The sequence below is a fragment of the Bacillota bacterium genome (assembly GCA_030019365.1).
Classification (GTDB): Bacteria; Bacillota; Sulfobacillia; order JACIYH01; family JACIYH01; genus JACIYH01.
The window spans coordinates 169,453-185,417 of sequence record JASEFA010000004.1 but is presented as its reverse complement, the minus strand read 5'-3'; the positions used below and the strand labels follow the sequence as shown (position 1 = coordinate 185,417).

Sequence of the window (15,965 nt, the reverse complement as noted above, 5' to 3'; positions counted from 1 at the left end):
TTCTGGTGATGTTCACCTCGGGCGTTCTCGGAGGTGGGCGCTATTTGACGCTTACTCATGTTCCCGCGCTTGGTACCATCTGGATCTGATCAGACAACACCCATGCCGCGTACTTTATCGCCTGTTTGACGTCCTCTTCTTCCAGCTCGGGATAGGCTTGCAACACGTCATTGATCGACTTGCCGCTGGCCAGCATCTTCAGGATGACACTCACGGTAATCCGCATGCCCCGGATCGTAGGCTGACCCAGGCAGATATTGGGATCAACTGTGATGCGGTCAAGCTTATCCACGGAAGTTGCTCCCCTCGCAGTGCACCGTTCCCTCAGACCCAAGTCGGTCCACACCCATTATAGCACGACACTCCCGGCCCCCACGCGCTCCTCCCTCACGCAGGCACTGCCTCCTCCTTCACGTTGGCCAGGAAGGCACTCTCGCCCCGGCTCCACTCCTGGTGGGAAACGAAGACCCGACTGATGCTTACCCCATACTTTAGGGCCAATTCGGCAGTAAATGCCCCCGTTCGGTCAATCTCCAGCCCATATCTCTCGATATGGTCCAGCACGACAAGGACATCCACGTCCGACTCCGGGTCTGCCTCACCCCGTGCGTATGACCCGAACAAATAGACCCCACGAAGGCGGCTCCCGTAGGTGGTCCGCAATTCCCCGGCGAACTCCCTCAGCAAAGACTGAATCGCGCTATCCACGGTGTACCAGCCCCTTGACGGGCCCTAAGGCGCTGGCATCCTCGCTCGCGAGGTACCGCTTCACCTGCCGGGCAAACTCGTCGAAGTCGCCGAGCTTCTGCGTGACGGTCTCGTAAATCGCCTGGTAGTCGAGCCTCCAGTATACGCCGACGATGGCGTTCCTCATGCCGGCCATGCCGCGGATCTTGCGGGCGAAGGCCACGTCGAGCAGTCCCCGGTCGCCCGCCAGTTCAATGAGGTTCGTGGTGTCGAGTTCGGACAGGCTCACACCCTTTGTGGCCAGGAAGTGACGGCATACGTCAAGGACGCATTCCAGGGCGATGCGCAGGTGATGCACCACCAGTTCCCTGGTGTCCGCGTCCGCCTCGAACTCCTCGTAGGATGTGAACCGTTTCCTTAGAACCGTAAGGCGCCCCACCGCCTCATCCATTCGGGACAGGTAGGTCTCCACCCGATCCCGATTCAGTTGGCGCCCGGCCACCGACAATCCCCCCTCGATGCGCTTCCAGAGGGACTCGTGCAGTTCGCGGCGAAACCGGAGGAAATCGTCGTACGCAAAAAGGGCGTCTACGGCGAACTCGTCGAGAGCACCCGGGTCGGCTACGAACATGGGAACACCGGTCAGCACCGCCTCCAGCTCGATGCGCGGGTTCACGCGGTCGAGCACCACCAGGTCCAGCCGGTCCTCTGAAATCCCCAGGGCGCGGCTGAGTTGCTCCCTGAGTTCAAGATAGGTCCAAAAGTCGTAATCGTGAAAGCTGACGGCGACGTCGACGTCGCGCGGCGCCCTCCCTGGTGTCGTGTCGATCACGGACCCGAAAAGAAACGCGAACCGGGCACCGGCCGCCTCACATACCCCGGTGACCCTGCCTCGGTCACTCAGCAGCTCTTCCGCCCGCAGTACCGTTTGTGCCATCCCGAAGTATTGTACCTCATGCTCTGACCTGGTACCTACGTGTCATGGCAGCACCCGTTCACATGTCGACGGGCTTTAGGGAGCCGGCGTCCACCTCCACGGGGACCTCCTGCCCCATGAGCTGCAGGAGCACCCGCACCCGCCGGCGTCCTGAAGTCGGCTTCTCCAGAATGCCCACCAGGCCCCGGAAGGGCTCCTCGGTGATCTCCACCCGCGCCCCCGCCTCCAGCTCGCGCCAGGCGGGACGGCCGTCCCGGAACACCACGATGCCCGAGCCAAAGGACTTCTCCAGGATGATGTCGATGGCCTCGTCGGGGACGGGCACCGCCTCCGCGCCGGTGCCCAGAACCCGCAACACCCAGGGGTTGCGGCGGACCAACTGCCACTTTTCCTGCTCGGAGGGGCTAAGTTGTACGAAGAGGTAGCCGGGGAACATGGGCTCGACCCGGTCGCGGGGGGCGGCGGGGTCCTTGCGCGGGCGGCCCCGCCGGCGCTTCTGCCCCCCCGTCGCCCCCGGCGCGTCCTGATACACGAAGCGGGGGAGCAGCACCATGACCCCTTCGCCATCCAGGGTGGCTTCCACCGCGGATTCCTTGTGGGGCCTGGTCTGCACCGCATACCACGACGGGTACTCGCCCGCCACATCCTCCAGGATCAGCCACTGGTGCAGGCGCTGGGACCCGTCCTGGAGATCGGGGTCGCCCCCGAAGTACATGCCCAGGAGACGGCAGGCCTTCCCCTGATATCGGATGATGGCTCCGATGGAGTCAGGACTTACCCACTGCTGGGGATCGGCAGACCCGACCGTGTACTGCACGCCCCACCCCCGACCTGCGTGCCACACCTGCCACGCGTGGCGGCTTGAGGCCCCGCCTGACCGGTCCTCGCCTCCGCACAAGCAATGCTCCGCCGTTTCCCGGGCTTTTTCGCATGGGCGCGGGCCCGGAAACCGGCGGCGCTCTAGCGTTTGATGCTTCTACAGGCGTGTCCGAACTCCTCCCGCACAGGGTGTGCTCAAAAGGGGAAACTGCAATGCCCTGCCTCCCAATGACTTCGGCGCCCATTTTTCGCGTGGCGCCTCCTCCCCTCGACCCCGCCCGACCCCGGCTGAACCGGTCCCGGCTCACAGATCCCACGTGAGCTTGCCCACGGCCCGCTCCAGGTCCGTCATGGACGGCCTGGTGTAGCGCGCGGTAGTGGTCAGGTTGGCGTGCCCGGCCAGGGTAGCCACCCGGTCCAGGCTCTCTCCCGCGTCCACCAGCATCTTGCAGAAGGTGTGCCGGAGGGCGTGGGCGGTCACCCCCTCCAGCCCGGCCAGTCGGGCGTAGCGGGAGACGATGCGCTCGGCCGAACGGACCGAGAGCCGCGTGCGCTGCCGGCTGAAAAAGAGCCAGGGGCCTCCCGGATGAGAAGCCAGGTACTCCTGCAGCACCCGGCGCACGGCAGAGTTGAGGGGGACCTCCCGGTACTTTCCCCCCTTGCCGCGCCTCACCCGCAGGCGGCCGGTGTGATCCCGCAGCTCCAGGTCATCCGGCCTGAGGCCGCAGACCTCGCTCACCCGCAGCCCCGTGTGCAGCATGACCGAGATGAGCACCCGGTCGCGGAGCGGCCCATGGGTGGAAACGGCCGCCAGCAGCGCCCGCACCGCCTCCCGGTCCAGCCAGCGCGGTCCCGGGACCTGCTCGGGGACGCGCTTCACCCCCACCGCCGGGTTCGCGGGCGCCAGCCCTTCCCCGACCGCCCAGTTGAAGAAGGAGGTCAACACCACCAGGACCAGGTTCACCGTGGCCGGCTTGCGCCCGGCGTCCTGCAGGTGCCGGCGGTAGTCCGCCACGTCCAGCCGGGCCACCGAATCCACCCGGAAGGGACCCCGCTCCCTCTCGTACCACGCCACGAAGGCCCTGGTCTGACCCAGGTAGCAGCGCACGCTCTGCTCGGCCAGCCCGCGGGCCCGCAAGAAGGCAGCGTAATCGTCCAGAAGTGAATCCCGCATGCGAATGGTAACCGCCCCCGCCCCGTCAGCGGGCAAAGGCAAACCTGACAGCGATGGCCTCGTGCATCTCCAGGCGCTCACGAAGTGGCCTGGGCAGGGCGATAAACGGGGCCTCAGACACCGTTCCACCCCCAATCGACGGTAAGGTGCCCAGCGCGCGTGCTGGCGTCACCCCTCGCCTGGCGCCCGGCGGTCCGCGGCGGCGCGGACCTGTCCTCACCGGCGCGCCTTTCCACATTACACCATGAGGCGAGCGATGTCAATCCCTGGGGAAACTTGGCGAATCCTGGGTAAGAAGCTGGGCCGCCCGGGAGCAATCGGGAGTTGGTTTCACATTGCGCAACGCTTGGCGGGTGGGGGGATGTACTGACCCGGTGTCGGTAGCAAGGGACTGAGCGGCGCGGAGGGCTTCCTTTGGGGCGGGAGTCGGCCGGCGTAGGCGAGCTCAGCGGCGCTATCTCGGTGGGCTGTGGATGCTTCTGGAAAGGCAGAGGGAGCGTATGCGTGTTCCCACGCCCATCACTCAGAGACGGGGGGATAACGGATGGCAAGCCGGGTGAGCAATGGCGGCGAAGTCAGGCCGGGAGGGTTGGGTCCTCCGTTCCAGGTGGTCGATATGCCCGAACCACCGCCCCTGAGAAGGAGGGCCATCCTGGCCATCATCGGCCCGAGCGTGATCGCGCTGGGAGGTTCCATCGGTAGCGGGGAGTGGTTGATCGGGCCGTCGGTGTTCGTGAAGTGGGGATTGGCGCTGCTGTGGATCACCACCGTTTCGGCGACTCTGCAGACGTTCCTCAATCTGGAGATGCTTCGGTAACAACGCCATTACCAACTGGTACAGGGACAAAGGGTTCGGCATGGGACACAAGGTGGGCTACATTCCTGCAGTCGTAGGAGGTAAGATGGTAAGGGTCTCCCCCAACGGTATGTTCGCTTCCCCTACTGCCGAGAACGTTGGGCGCTGGAGAGCGTGGCTCAAGCTGCTCAGCATTGACCAGTGGGGCATATTCTGGCTGGGCGGCATGCCCGGCATGTTCTTGCCCTCCCCACTGGCAGTGGGATTGATCCCCAGGGGGACGGCCCTTCCTCAGTGGGGTGTCGTGGCGTACCAGGGGGAGACGTTCGCGAAGCTCATGGGGCCGGCGGGGTGGGCCCTGGCACTTCTGATCGGGTTCTGGGTACTGTTCAGTACTGCCCTCAGCAACGTGGATCTGGTCTGCCGCCAGGTCACGGACATGCTCTGGTGGGGGTCTGAAAGGGTCAGGAAGTGGGCCAGAGAGGACATTCGCCGCGTTTACCATGCGTTGCTCATCGTCTTCGTCATCTGGGGAACGACGTGCATGCGCATGTTTCACCGTGTTCATCTTGAGCCAGCTATTCGGGCTCAAGCTGTAGCGGACCGACGGTGGGGCGGGGACCGGGTGCCCGGTCCCCTTCTCACCTGGCGGGAACCTCTTCGACCCCACGACTGTCGTCGGAGCTGGTGGCGTCTACCCGGATACCGTGGACACCTATATCTGCCGCGGATGGGGCCCAACCTCGACGTAGTGGCGGCAGCGGTCGCCGCGCACCAGCCACTTTGTGACCACAACGGGCGTACCGTCCACGGCGTAGGTGACCCGAACAACGAGCAAGCCCGGACTGCCCTTCTTAACCCCCAGGAAAGCCGATGCGTAGGCATCCACCAGAACCGGTTCGAGGAACTTGACAGCTCTCCCTAGCGCCACCCCGAACCTTTCTGTGATCATGCGATAGTATACTGGCGTTGAAGAAAAGTCCTCACGCTCTATTCCGGGGAACCGACGAGCCGACACGAATGTCTTCTCAAGTATGAGAGGCTCGTCGTCGACGATGCGCAGTCTCATGATCCTCACCAACGGCTCATCCCTGGGCAACCCCAACCATGTGGCAACAGCCTCTGACTCTACCCTCTCCACACTTAGCACCCGTACGGTCTGCTCTCTCCCGGTGGCTTCCAGCTGGCGGGTGAAATCGTAAAACCCAAGCAGGTCTTGCTGAATCTTCGGCTGGCAAACGAAAGTGCCCTTCCCGCGCTTTCTGTCTACCAGTCCTTCACGGGCCAGGTCGAGTACGGCCTGACGCACGGTGATTCTGCTAACGCCGTACCTCTTACATAACTCGTGCTCAGGCGGCAGTAGATCACCGGGCTGATAGAGGCCAGCCTCGATCTCCTCGCGCAAGCCCTCCTTGATCTGGTGGTAGAGAGGCACAACACTGTTCTTATCCGGTATCACCCGGCCACGCCTCCATCGCGGTCCACGTTACTTACGGTGCAACCTCCCTTATCGTACCTTCACGGTCCGACTACGGCAAGCCCTGGAGGAATTACCGCCAATCACCCGTCACTAACCGGACGATGTCCGACACATCGTGCGCTTCCTCTAGCTTTTCAACGGCGTCTAAGAACCTGGCCGTCCCAAACCGTGGTATCGCCTCCGCCATACCTGAGAACTTGCGCTTCATGTGCTCCGCGGTCAACGGCTTCTCGGGGTCGCCCAGGCATGTCTCTACTAGCGCCTCGTATGTCTTTCCGTTCCTGAGCTTGATGGCAGCGGAGGCGGGCCACCTGGCGGGGTACATGGCTTCGAACTGTGGTGCTACCTCCACATGGACCTTTTCAACCAGCCGGGCTATGCGTGGGTCGGATAACGCTCCGGCATCGAACTGGGGGAGTTGCAGGTCCCCGGCGACCAGGGCTGCTGCGACACAGTAAGCCATACTGAACTGTGCATCGGTCACAGTCTTGGGCATTCCGGGGTGACCGTTCTGCACCTTTGCTACCTCGTAAGTAAGGATTCTGATCTCGTCCACCATCCCGGGTTCCACTCCATACTGCCTGCGTATGCTCAGAACAGCCTCTACCGCGGGATGTATCGTGCGGCAACACGGATACGGCTTGAAGGTCACCCGTTCAATGGCGTAGCCCGTCCCAAGATCGCGGATGACCGGTTCCTCAGAATATCGGTCAGAAAAGGCGCGGAGAAACCCACCGTCCGCAGCTTCGAGGATCTGCGTTGCACCTCGCAGATCCTCAGCCGCCAAGATCGCCGATAGTACGCCGCTCGAGGCAGCTCGACCGGGGTGAAACTTCTTACTCATGGCTCCATCGGCCAGGAAGGCCCACAGGCCGCCCGACTGAGTTCCCGCATGACCCAGCGCATAGGCGACCCGACGCTCATCGAGATCCAATATGACCGATGCCGCGGCTGCCGCTCCCAGCGTGCCGGTCGTCGACGTGGCGTGCCAGCCGCGCAGTCGATGTTGCTTAGGATCTAGCGCCGCCCCCACCCTGGCCATCACTTCGTAGCCAGCGGCAACGGCAGTGATGAGCGTCTTCCCGTCAACGTGCACGATTTCTCCCAAGCTAAGGGCGGCCGGTATGACGACGGCGCCAGGATGCACCTTGGCGAAACGGAGGGAGTCATCAAACTCCAGGGCATGGGTCATGGTCCCGTTCAGAAGCACAGCGGTAAACACGGTAGCGCCCGCGGCCGTCCCCCAGATGGCAGCTCTCGCAGGAAGGTCCCGGCCCTCGCCAGGCGGCCACCTGTCATAGCGCTCGAGTGCGCGCATCATCGCCCCCACCTCGGCGGTCCTGCTACCCGCGAGGGCACATCCCATGGCATCCATGACACACAGTCTGGCTTTCTCGATGGCGGACTGTGGCAGGTCAGAGAAGCGCAAACTGGCCACAAATCGTGCCAGCTCCACAGTCACTCCCGCCATCATCTCCCACCCCAATCCGTGTGTTGCCGACTGCCGGAATCGAACCTGAGCAATACGGCTGCAATGTTCCGAATCCCAAGCAGGTAGTCGTCGATCCTGACATGCTCATTCGGCGCATGGTGGGACGAACCATGATAGCTTACTCCCGTATCCGCGATAGTCGGTATGCCCAACCCCTTAATGAAGACCTCCCAGGGCCCGGAACCCGGAAACAACGGTGACAGGATGGGTTCCTTCCCATACACCGCCTTCGCGGCCTCCACCGCTACCGGTACGATTCCCGCCGTCATCGCCGTCCTGGCAGGGTTCCTTGACGCCAGGAGTACCACCTCGACGTCGTCGTAGCCAACGTCCGCCACGTACTGCATGAGCGCGCGAAACACGGCCTCAGCATCCTGGTCCGGGACCAAGCGAAACTCCAGATCCGCTGTTGCGCGGGAGGGGATTGCGCTCTTACGGCCTTCCCCCGGCGCCCCGGCTTCAACCCGTGTAATGGTGCATGTGGGGCTAAACAGGTGGTGCGCGACCAACGCCCCTGTGGACCCCGCCTGCGCCCTACCGGAACTCGGCGCGTAAGGAAACGCCGGAGGAATCCGGGAAATGAACATTGCATCGAGTTCATCGGGCTGGCGCACGGACCGGAGAAACCCGGGCACCCCTACCTGGCCATCTTCACCACGGATCTTCGCGAGCAGCCAGATCAGCCGCCACGCGGGGTTGGGCACCGATGTGGCTTCGCGTGAGTGAACCTCACCTGCCAGACCCTTGGCGGATAGCCGCACCGTACATACGCCTTTGCCGCCGCAACTGATGGTAGGCCTGTCATCTGCCCCCCGAAATCCACCCGGGTAGAGGCAAGCACCGGCGCTCAGCAAATCGCGATGCCTGAGCACGGTCTCCGCCAGATTCGGGCTGCCGATTTCCTCCTCACCTTCGAGGATCATTTTCACAGTGGTACGGAGCAGCCCGAGGGCCATCAGCGCCTCAACCGCATGGATGCGCGATATCATGCTGCCCCGGTGATCGCTCACACCCCGTCCGTAGAGCTTACCATCCTGCACCACCGCACCGAAGGGAGGATAGCACCACTCACTGATCGGCTCTGGTGGCTGCACGTCATAGTGCCCGTACATAAGTAAGGTACAATCGTGAGTCCCCGTCGCCTCCGCGTATATCACCGGGTTCCCCGGACCCTCAAGCACCCGTGCCACGAACCCCTTGGCCCGTAGGAACTCTAGCAGTAACTCTGCCATTTCGTGAATTCCGCGCCCGTCACCTGACACTGCAGGCTGCTGGCACAAGGTCCTGAACTCAGTCAACAGACGATCTCTGTTATCGGTCACCCACCGGGCCACCAGTTCGTCCGCCTGTAGGGTGTCCAACCGATGCTCACCCTCCTGTCTCGGAGTCCCGGACCTCACCATGAGGTGTGAGGGCGCGAGAGTAAAGGTACAACGTCGCCGCCAGATGTTTGACCCCCTCCAGGTAATCCTTGATGCGGATGTTCTCGTTGGGGGCATGGTTTTGCGAACCTGCGTATCCAACTCCCAGGGCGACCATGGGCATGTCGGTCCACTGCGAGAACACGTAGCGCGGGCCAGAGCCCGCGGACGTTATCTCGACGACTGGCTGTACCCCATAAGCCATTTCGCCCGCTTTCAGTACCAGTTGCACGAATGGATGAGAAACAGGTGTTTTGGATGGCCAGGTAGCGCTTAGCATCCTGACTTCGATGCCCGCGAAACCACGCTCCTCCAGGTGCCTCTTGACCTTGTTGTAAATATCCACCGGGTCCTGGTCCGGTACCAGACGCAAATCCAGCTTAGCAACTGCCTCGGCAGGCAACACGGTCTTGGAACCTTCCCCGGTGTAACCGGCGACCATCCCCGCTATGTTGCAGGTAGGACGGGTGTAAAGCATCTCAGCCAGGCGCCCGCCCTCTGCACCGTTCAGCAGATGGGACGCCCCGCTTTCGCGCTTTAGGGGCTCGGCGTCCATTGCCAGGCTCTCCAGGACCCGCTGTTCGTCTGGCGTAACGGGCCTGACCCCGTCGTAGAAGCCGTCTACCAACACGTGCTCCTGCCTGTCCTTTAGCGAGGAAAGCGCCCAGACCAGGTCCCAGGCGCTGCTCGGCAGAACCGCAGCCCACCGCGAGTGGTGGTCTATGCGAAGGTTCCTGGCCCGTAGCTCCAAGTAACACATGCCCTTGTTTCCGATCCGGATCATGGGGCGATCCTGGTGATCCTTAAAGGCGTTCTCCCAGATACATACGTCCGCCGAAAACAGGTCCTTGTTACCGAGGACCGCCTCCTCAAGGTGCCGGCTGGCGACTTCCTCCTCTCCCTCGATTAGGAATTTGAGGTTGACGCCGATGCTTCCTACCCCTTGCCTCAGCGCGTCAACGGCGTGCAGAAAGGACGCAATTCCGCCCTTGACGTCCGCCACTCCTCTTGCGTACAGCTTCCCATCCCGCAGGGTCGGCTCGAAAGGTGGAGAATCCCACTGGTGAAGGGGGTCGGGAGGCTGTACATCGTAGTGCTTGTAACACAGGAGTGTCCGATCAGCTCCCACGTCGATTTCGCCGTAGACGATGGGATAGCCCCCCGTAGGGATAACCCGCACTGAAAAGCCGTAACGACCCAACATCCGCGTAAGGGCTTCAGGCATTTCGGCCATGCCTTCGCCCGAGGTCGAGACGCTTGGCTGCCGGCACAGCTCTACCAGGTCAGCGATGAATCTCTCCTGTGAGTCATCAACGTAGCGGAACGCTTCTTCGAGTCCTCTGGTCATGGCATCGGTCCTCCCTCAAACCTCCGCCTACCCAGCAACTGAGTGACACGCTACCAGGTGGCCACCCCCACTGTCCACCAGCTCTGGACGAGCCTCGTCGCACCTGGGCTGCCGCCTCGGGCATCTGGGCGCGAAATTGCACCCCTCCCCAAGAGGCGGTTGGCTCGCCTCCTTGAGTTCGATGACCGTACGTTTGGCATCGGGGTCAGGTATGGGTACCGCTGCGAGGAGCGCCCTCGTGTATGGATGTAAGGGTTGCCTCATGACCGTGGGCGTAGGTCCCAACTCGACCAGTCGCCCGCGGTACATGATCATGGTTCTGTCACAGATGTATCTGATCGTGGACAGGTCATGGGAAATATAGAGAATCGACAGCCCAAGCTGGTTCCTTAGTCCCCTCAACAGGTTCAGGATACCTGCTCTGATAGAGACATCCAGCATGGACACGGGCTCGTCCGCAATGAGCAGGCTCGGATTCAGTACTATGGCCCTCGCGATGGCAACCCGCTGTCGCTCGCCCCCGCTGAGCTCGTGAGGAAACCTCCCGATGTATTTCTGCCCTGGGCGCAATTGGGCGAGTTCCAGCGCATGCACCACCTTGTCGAGCCTTTCCTCCCCGTTTCGGACGCCGTGTACTATAAGGGGTTCGGATACGGACGCCAACACCGTGAAACGCGGGCTAAGAGTCTCGTAGGGATCCTGGAATATCATCTGGACCGAGCGCCTGAAGGCCCTCAGGCGGGAACCCGCCAGCCTGGCCAAGTCCACTCCCTGCACCAAGATCTTGCCGGAGGTCGGATCCTGCAAGCGCGCTATCAACTCGCCCGTCGTCGTTTTGCCCGAACCACTCTCTCCGGCGAGCCCCAGGATCTCACCCCTCTGCACGAAGAAGCTGATGCCATCCACTGCGTATATCAAACGACGACCGTGTGCGCCCGCAAATCTCGCGCCCGGGGTGTACCACTTCCTCAGGTCCTCAACAACAACTACCCGTTCACAAACCTGATCCACACGGGAAACCCCCTCCACCGAGACTCCCGGGCGTCCTCCCACGCTAGACACTGCGAACGCCCCCAGCCACCGCACTAGCCGATAACACCATTCACACGCACCTTCCAGGTGTCGGGCACAGAAGCAGTTCGGCGGAATTCGAGATGCTTTTCGGTGAAGTGGCAGGCAACATAGTGGCCCGGACCGACCTGCTGAGTCTCCGGCTCCCGGTGAAGGCACGGATCCTGCGCGCGGAAGGGGCAACGCGGCGCGAAACGGCAACCGCGAGGCGGTTCCACCAAGTCCGGGGGCGCCCCGGGTATGGAAACCAGGTCACGCGCACCGTCCTCAAGGCTGGGAAAAGCATTGAGCAACCCCAGGGTGTACGGGTGATATGGTTGTTTGTAAATGTCTCTCAAATCCCCGTACTCGGCCACACGCCCTGCGTACATGATTGCCACGTGTGTGGCGACTTCCGCCACAACCCCCATATCGTGCGTGACGAGAATCATGGCGCCGTTCCGCTCTTTAACGAGGTCCACCAGGCGCGTGATGATTCGCTTCTGAACCAACACGTCCAGGGCGGTCGTGGGCTCGTCAGCCACTATGAGGCTCGGTCCGAGTGCGAGAGCCATGGCAATCATGACCCTCTGTCGCATGCCCCCGCTCAGCTGGTGCGGGTAAGCCCGCATGCGCCTCTCGTCTATACCCACAATGCGGAACAACTCCCTGACCTGCTCGTAGGCAACCGACCTGCTCGCACGCGTGTGCACCCGTATTGCCTCCGCCACCTGATCCCCAACTGTGTAAACGGGGTCAAGCGCGTTCATGGCGCTCTGGGGAATCAACGCGAGTTCCTTCCACCGAAGCTTTCGGAACTCATGCTCCGTCATCGTGGCGACGTTCCGTCCCTTAAAAAGAACTTGCCCTGATACTATCCGCCCATTAGGGGGCAAGAGCCGAAGCACCGCCCGCATGAGGGTCGACTTGCCACAACCGCTCTCACCAACTATGCCCAGGCGCATTCCCGGCTGCACATCCAAAGACACGCGTTCTACCGCGTGCAAAGCCCCACGCTCCGTCCCGTACACCACGCTAAGCTCCCTGAGTTCCAGCACGCTCCCGCTCAACGTTGCTTCTGCCTCCTGAGCCGGGGATTAACCAGCTCCTCAAGGGTTCTGGCCAGGAAGAAAACGGATATGACAAGGAGGACGATCGCAATGCCGGGAGGCAGAACCCACCACCAGGCCGTCCGCATGGCCCCTGTGATGAAGGCCTGATGGAGGATCTTCCCCCAGCTTACCACCGCTGGGTCACCGAACCCCACGAACGAGACACTCGCCTCGGTAACGATAGCCCACCCTACGATGAAGGACATTTCCACAAGGGCCACAGGGAGCACGTTAGGTGCTACGTGCACAAACATGATGCGGAAGTCGCTGGCGCCGGCAACTCTTGCAGCTTTCACGAATGGGCGCTGGCTCACGCTCAGTGTCTGCGATCTGACAACCCGCGCAACACTACGCCAGCTGAGAAGCGACATTGCCAGCACCATGTTCCCCAGGCTGGGTCTCACGAGCGCGGACAGGATTACGACGAAGGGAATCAGGGGTATACCGTAGAGCATGTCCACCAGCCGCATGAGAAGGTTATCGATCCACCCCCCGTAGTACCCGGCAACGAGCCCGGCCGTAACGCCCACCGCCCCAACCATAACGGCAGCGAGCAAGCCGACCAGGAGGGCCACCCTGGTCCCCATGATGACTTGGCTGAACAGGTCCCTGGCCATGTCAGTCGTGCCAAACAAGTGCTCCCGTGAGGGGGGCAGGAGACGAGCCAGTGAACCGCCGGGCTTCCTGATCATCTCCATGGGATCATACGGAACCACGTATGGCGCACACAAGGCGATTATGAGGAAGCAACCCAAGATCACCAAACCGATCCGCCCGAGCGAGTCGCGCCACACGAGGCGGAAGAAGGACCTGGCCACCTCCACTTGCGCCTTAACGACATTTACCCGGGAGGCCGTCTGCCGGGGACGCACTTGTCAGCCCACCTCATTTGTAAGCGATTCTGGGGTCCAGGTAGCTGTAAACCAGATCGGCAACCAGGTTCATGACAGAAACCAGAGCAGCTATCAGGGTGAAGGCCGCCTGTGCCACCGGATAGTCGTACCGGTTTGCCGCGAGCAGGATTTCCCGTCCGAGCCCCGGCCAACCGAATACGTACTCAATCACCACCATCCCTCCGACAGCACGCCCGATATACAGTGCCAGGGCCGTGACGACCGGGAGCAGGGCGTTCCTGGCCGCATGCCTGTAAATCACGTCTTTGGGGGGCAACCCCTTGGCCCGTGCCATGTCCACGAAGTCCTCGCCCATGACATCGAGCATGGTGTTGCGCATCAGGAGGAGCGGGTTAGCCAGCTGGTAGAGGCTGCTGACCAACAGGGGCAGGGCAAGATGCCGGAGGAAGTCCAGGGTGAAGAACCGGGCAAGCCCATAGACCTGTGAACCCGGTGAAGCTATCCCGGCATGAGGCAACCAGCCCAAATGGTAGGAGAACAGCATTACCGCCAGCATGGCAATCCAAAACTCAGGAGCGGACCGAAAGAATAGGGAGAGTACGATCCCCGCGATTTCGACACCGCGTCCGCGCCACCACGCGAGCAGCGCCCCCAATAGCACACCGATGCCATACGAGACGATCAGGGCGGCCGCAGCCAGGACGAGCGTGTTGGCTACTTTATCCCGCAGGACGTCAAACGCCGGCCGCCGGTAATAGAACGAACTGCCGAAGTCCCCCCGCAACATGTTCCGCATGTACATGAAATACTGTACGTGGGGAGGCTGGTCGAGACCGAAGGTCTCGCGCAATGCGGCGATAGTCTCGGGTGGCATGGCAGGATCGACAATCGTCGCGGTCGGGTCAGCAGGCAGTAACCTGAACAGGAAGAATATAGCGGTCACCAGCAAATACAGCGCGATGATCGTATAGCCCACGCGCCGCAGGAAAAAGCGCCACATCCCTAGGCCCTCCCACTGACCGCTAGTCCAGAACTCACCCCGCGTTTCGTGGTGCACCCCGGGGTGCACCACGAAACGCTAGCCCAGCGCCGCAACGCTCCCATCCCTATTTGCGCGCGGCAGGGTAATACAGCCGACCCTCCTTGTCCCATTCGTAACCCGCATCCGCGAGCAGTTTACGGGCCAGATCGATACTGAACTCGTGTTGCTTGACATTCGGGTTGTGCCAGAACGCATTGGCCGGGCTTATCACACGGCCGGCCCCTCCAGGGACTCCGTGCCCGTCAAGCAGCACTTCCACCAGCTCGGCGCAGTTGGTCGCGTGAGCCAGGGCTTGCCGGAAAACGGGATCACTGAAGGGCTCGCGCCGCATGTTCAGTCCGATATACGCCCAGCCAATACCAGGCGTTTCCGTCACAGTGAGATGCTTGATTTGCGCTGCCTTGTCGGCGTGGATCGGGGCCAGCTCCTGGTTGGTGAGATCCGCCTTGCCCAGTTCCATGGCACCCAGCACAGCGTCGGGGCTGGGGTAGACGGTTTGGAGGATGCCGTCAATCTTCGCCGGAGTGTGATACTCCTTGAAGGTCTCCAGGCTGATCTCCTCGCCCCTGCGCCAGTACTTGAACTTAAAGGGGCCGCTGCCCACCGGGCGCACGTTTTCCCAGTCCGCAGGCTTCGCAATCTTCTCCCGTTCAAGCAACCCTTCCCAGACATGCTTGGGGAGGATGGGCACAGCGGCAAGGGTTCCCGTGACGAGCGAGCCAGTGGGTCGGGAGGTCTCAATTTCCAGGACGTTGTTCCCGATGACCCTTACGGCCTTCACTGGTTTCACGAAGCCGGCTACCTTCGGCATCCCCCACTTGAGCGCGTACTCGAACGTGAACTTGACGTCTTCGGCCGTCAGGGCCTTACCGTCGTGGAACTTAAGTCCTTCCTTCAGCTGCACTTGAAGCACAGTGGGAGACTTGAACTCCCAGGAGCTGGCCGCCGAGGGTACCGGTTTCCCGTCTGGACCGATCCTGACCAGCGTATCGTATATCAGGTACAGGATCTGCCAGTCCGTTATGATGAACGACGCCATCGGGTTGAGGTTATCGCAATCCTGACGGTGCGCGATCCTGAGCACCCGGTCAGCAGTCTTCGGCTCGGCCTGCAAGAGTGTCCATATATTGTTGATGCCGACCCCGGGCATCTCAACGATGCCCGAGAACCGTTCGTGGTTGTATGCCTGACGCATGTTCCGGAAGTACAGGGTAATGACCGGGACGTCTTCCGCGAGCAGCTCCTGAGCCTTAAGGACGTACTCCCGCCTCTTCTCCAGGTCGGTTTCCTGCATCTGAGCTGCAGCCACATCATCAAACTTGGGACTCCTGTAACCTGAACGATTGTTCCCGCCCTCCACGTCCTGGGACGAGTGGAAGATCTGGTAGATGAACAGCTGAGGGTCTATTCGCTCGGGGGAGCCAGCCCACTCCAGCATGAACGTGTCGAAGTCCCACGGAGGCGTACGCGTCTGCTTCGAGACTACGGCCTGCTCCATAGGTTTGACCTGGATATCCAACCCCAACTGCTTCCACCAGTCGGCGATCATCAGCGCAGCTTCGTAGCGATCTTGGGAGTACTCCGGTGTCATGGTCCAGATCTCGATCGTCTTCACCATTCGGCTCGGATCAAGCGACTTGGTTTGGCTTGGGCCGCAGCCTGTGACCAGCGATGTTGAAAGCAGCAGCGCGACTACGAGCGCGACCCCCCTATTCTTCCTCTTCATCCTTTCACCCCCTTGGCGTTCCGGCGC

At 61.9% G+C, this 15,965-nt stretch carries 15 protein-coding genes; 1 reads left to right on the top strand and 14 read right to left on the bottom strand.

Annotated features, from left to right (window positions below; all coding sequences use genetic code 11):
* Positions 1–55: 55 nt before the first annotated feature.
* From QME70_08850 to QME70_08830, 5 genes are all read right to left on the bottom strand, one after another.
* Entirely contained in the window at positions 56–292 is a 237-nt protein-coding gene (locus QME70_08850) for a DUF433 domain-containing protein (protein MDI6894696.1), read from the bottom strand.
* A 95-nt stretch (positions 293–387) separates the two neighbouring features.
* Entirely contained in the window at positions 388–708 is a 321-nt protein-coding gene (locus QME70_08845; GenBank protein MDI6894695.1) for a nucleotidyltransferase domain-containing protein, read from the bottom strand.
* A complete protein-coding gene (locus QME70_08840) occupies positions 701–1,624 on the bottom strand; it encodes a DUF86 domain-containing protein (protein MDI6894694.1) in 924 nt (307 codons plus the stop codon). Before QME70_08840 ends, QME70_08845 begins: the two co-directional genes overlap by 8 nt.
* A gap of 58 nt (positions 1,625–1,682) precedes the next feature.
* Positions 1,683–2,441, bottom strand: coding sequence for a transcription termination/antitermination NusG family protein (locus QME70_08835; GenBank protein MDI6894693.1), 759 nt, complete (start codon positions 2,439–2,441; stop codon positions 1,683–1,685).
* Positions 2,442–2,747: 306 nt separating this feature from the next.
* A complete protein-coding gene (locus QME70_08830; protein ID MDI6894692.1) occupies positions 2,748–3,617 on the bottom strand; it encodes a tyrosine-type recombinase/integrase in 870 nt (289 codons plus the stop codon).
* A gap of 544 nt (positions 3,618–4,161) precedes the next feature.
* Here QME70_08830 and QME70_08825 point away from each other — a divergent pair.
* Positions 4,162–4,434 (top strand): hypothetical protein, encoded by a 273-nt coding sequence (locus QME70_08825; protein ID MDI6894691.1) that lies wholly within the window; start codon positions 4,162–4,164, stop codon positions 4,432–4,434.
* 694 nt (positions 4,435–5,128) lie between these two features.
* Here QME70_08825 and QME70_08820 read toward each other — a convergent pair.
* The 9 genes from QME70_08820 to QME70_08780 form a co-directional block, all read right to left on the bottom strand.
* Positions 5,129–5,872 (bottom strand): GntR family transcriptional regulator, encoded by a 744-nt coding sequence (locus QME70_08820; GenBank protein ID MDI6894690.1) that lies wholly within the window; start codon positions 5,870–5,872, stop codon positions 5,129–5,131.
* Between the two features lie 91 nt (positions 5,873–5,963).
* Positions 5,964–7,355, bottom strand: coding sequence for an MmgE/PrpD family protein (locus QME70_08815; protein ID MDI6894689.1), 1,392 nt, complete (start codon positions 7,353–7,355; stop codon positions 5,964–5,966).
* An 8-nt stretch (positions 7,356–7,363) separates the two neighbouring features.
* Positions 7,364–8,617, bottom strand: a complete 1,254-nt coding sequence (locus QME70_08810; GenBank protein ID MDI6894688.1) for a M20/M25/M40 family metallo-hydrolase — start codon at positions 8,615–8,617, stop codon at positions 7,364–7,366.
* 136 nt (positions 8,618–8,753) lie between these two features.
* Entirely contained in the window at positions 8,754–10,154 is a 1,401-nt protein-coding gene (locus tag QME70_08805) for a M20/M25/M40 family metallo-hydrolase (protein ID MDI6894687.1), read from the bottom strand.
* Between the two features lie 27 nt (positions 10,155–10,181).
* Positions 10,182–11,165 (bottom strand): ABC transporter ATP-binding protein, encoded by a 984-nt coding sequence (locus QME70_08800; protein MDI6894686.1) that lies wholly within the window; start codon positions 11,163–11,165, stop codon positions 10,182–10,184.
* Between the two features lie 74 nt (positions 11,166–11,239).
* The gene (locus QME70_08795; GenBank protein MDI6894685.1) at positions 11,240–12,274 is read right to left on the bottom strand and encodes an ABC transporter ATP-binding protein; all 1,035 of its coding nucleotides are present in this window, start codon (positions 12,272–12,274) and stop codon (positions 11,240–11,242) included.
* Entirely contained in the window at positions 12,271–13,188 is a 918-nt protein-coding gene (locus QME70_08790) for an ABC transporter permease (GenBank protein MDI6894684.1), read from the bottom strand. Before QME70_08790 ends, QME70_08795 begins: the two co-directional genes overlap by 4 nt.
* A gap of 13 nt (positions 13,189–13,201) precedes the next feature.
* Complete coding sequence (locus tag QME70_08785) at positions 13,202–14,170, bottom strand: ABC transporter permease (protein ID MDI6894683.1); 969 nt, start codon at positions 14,168–14,170, stop codon at positions 13,202–13,204.
* Between the two features lie 106 nt (positions 14,171–14,276).
* The gene (locus QME70_08780; GenBank protein ID MDI6894682.1) at positions 14,277–15,938 is read right to left on the bottom strand and encodes an ABC transporter substrate-binding protein; all 1,662 of its coding nucleotides are present in this window, start codon (positions 15,936–15,938) and stop codon (positions 14,277–14,279) included.
* Positions 15,939–15,965 lie beyond the last annotated feature (27 nt).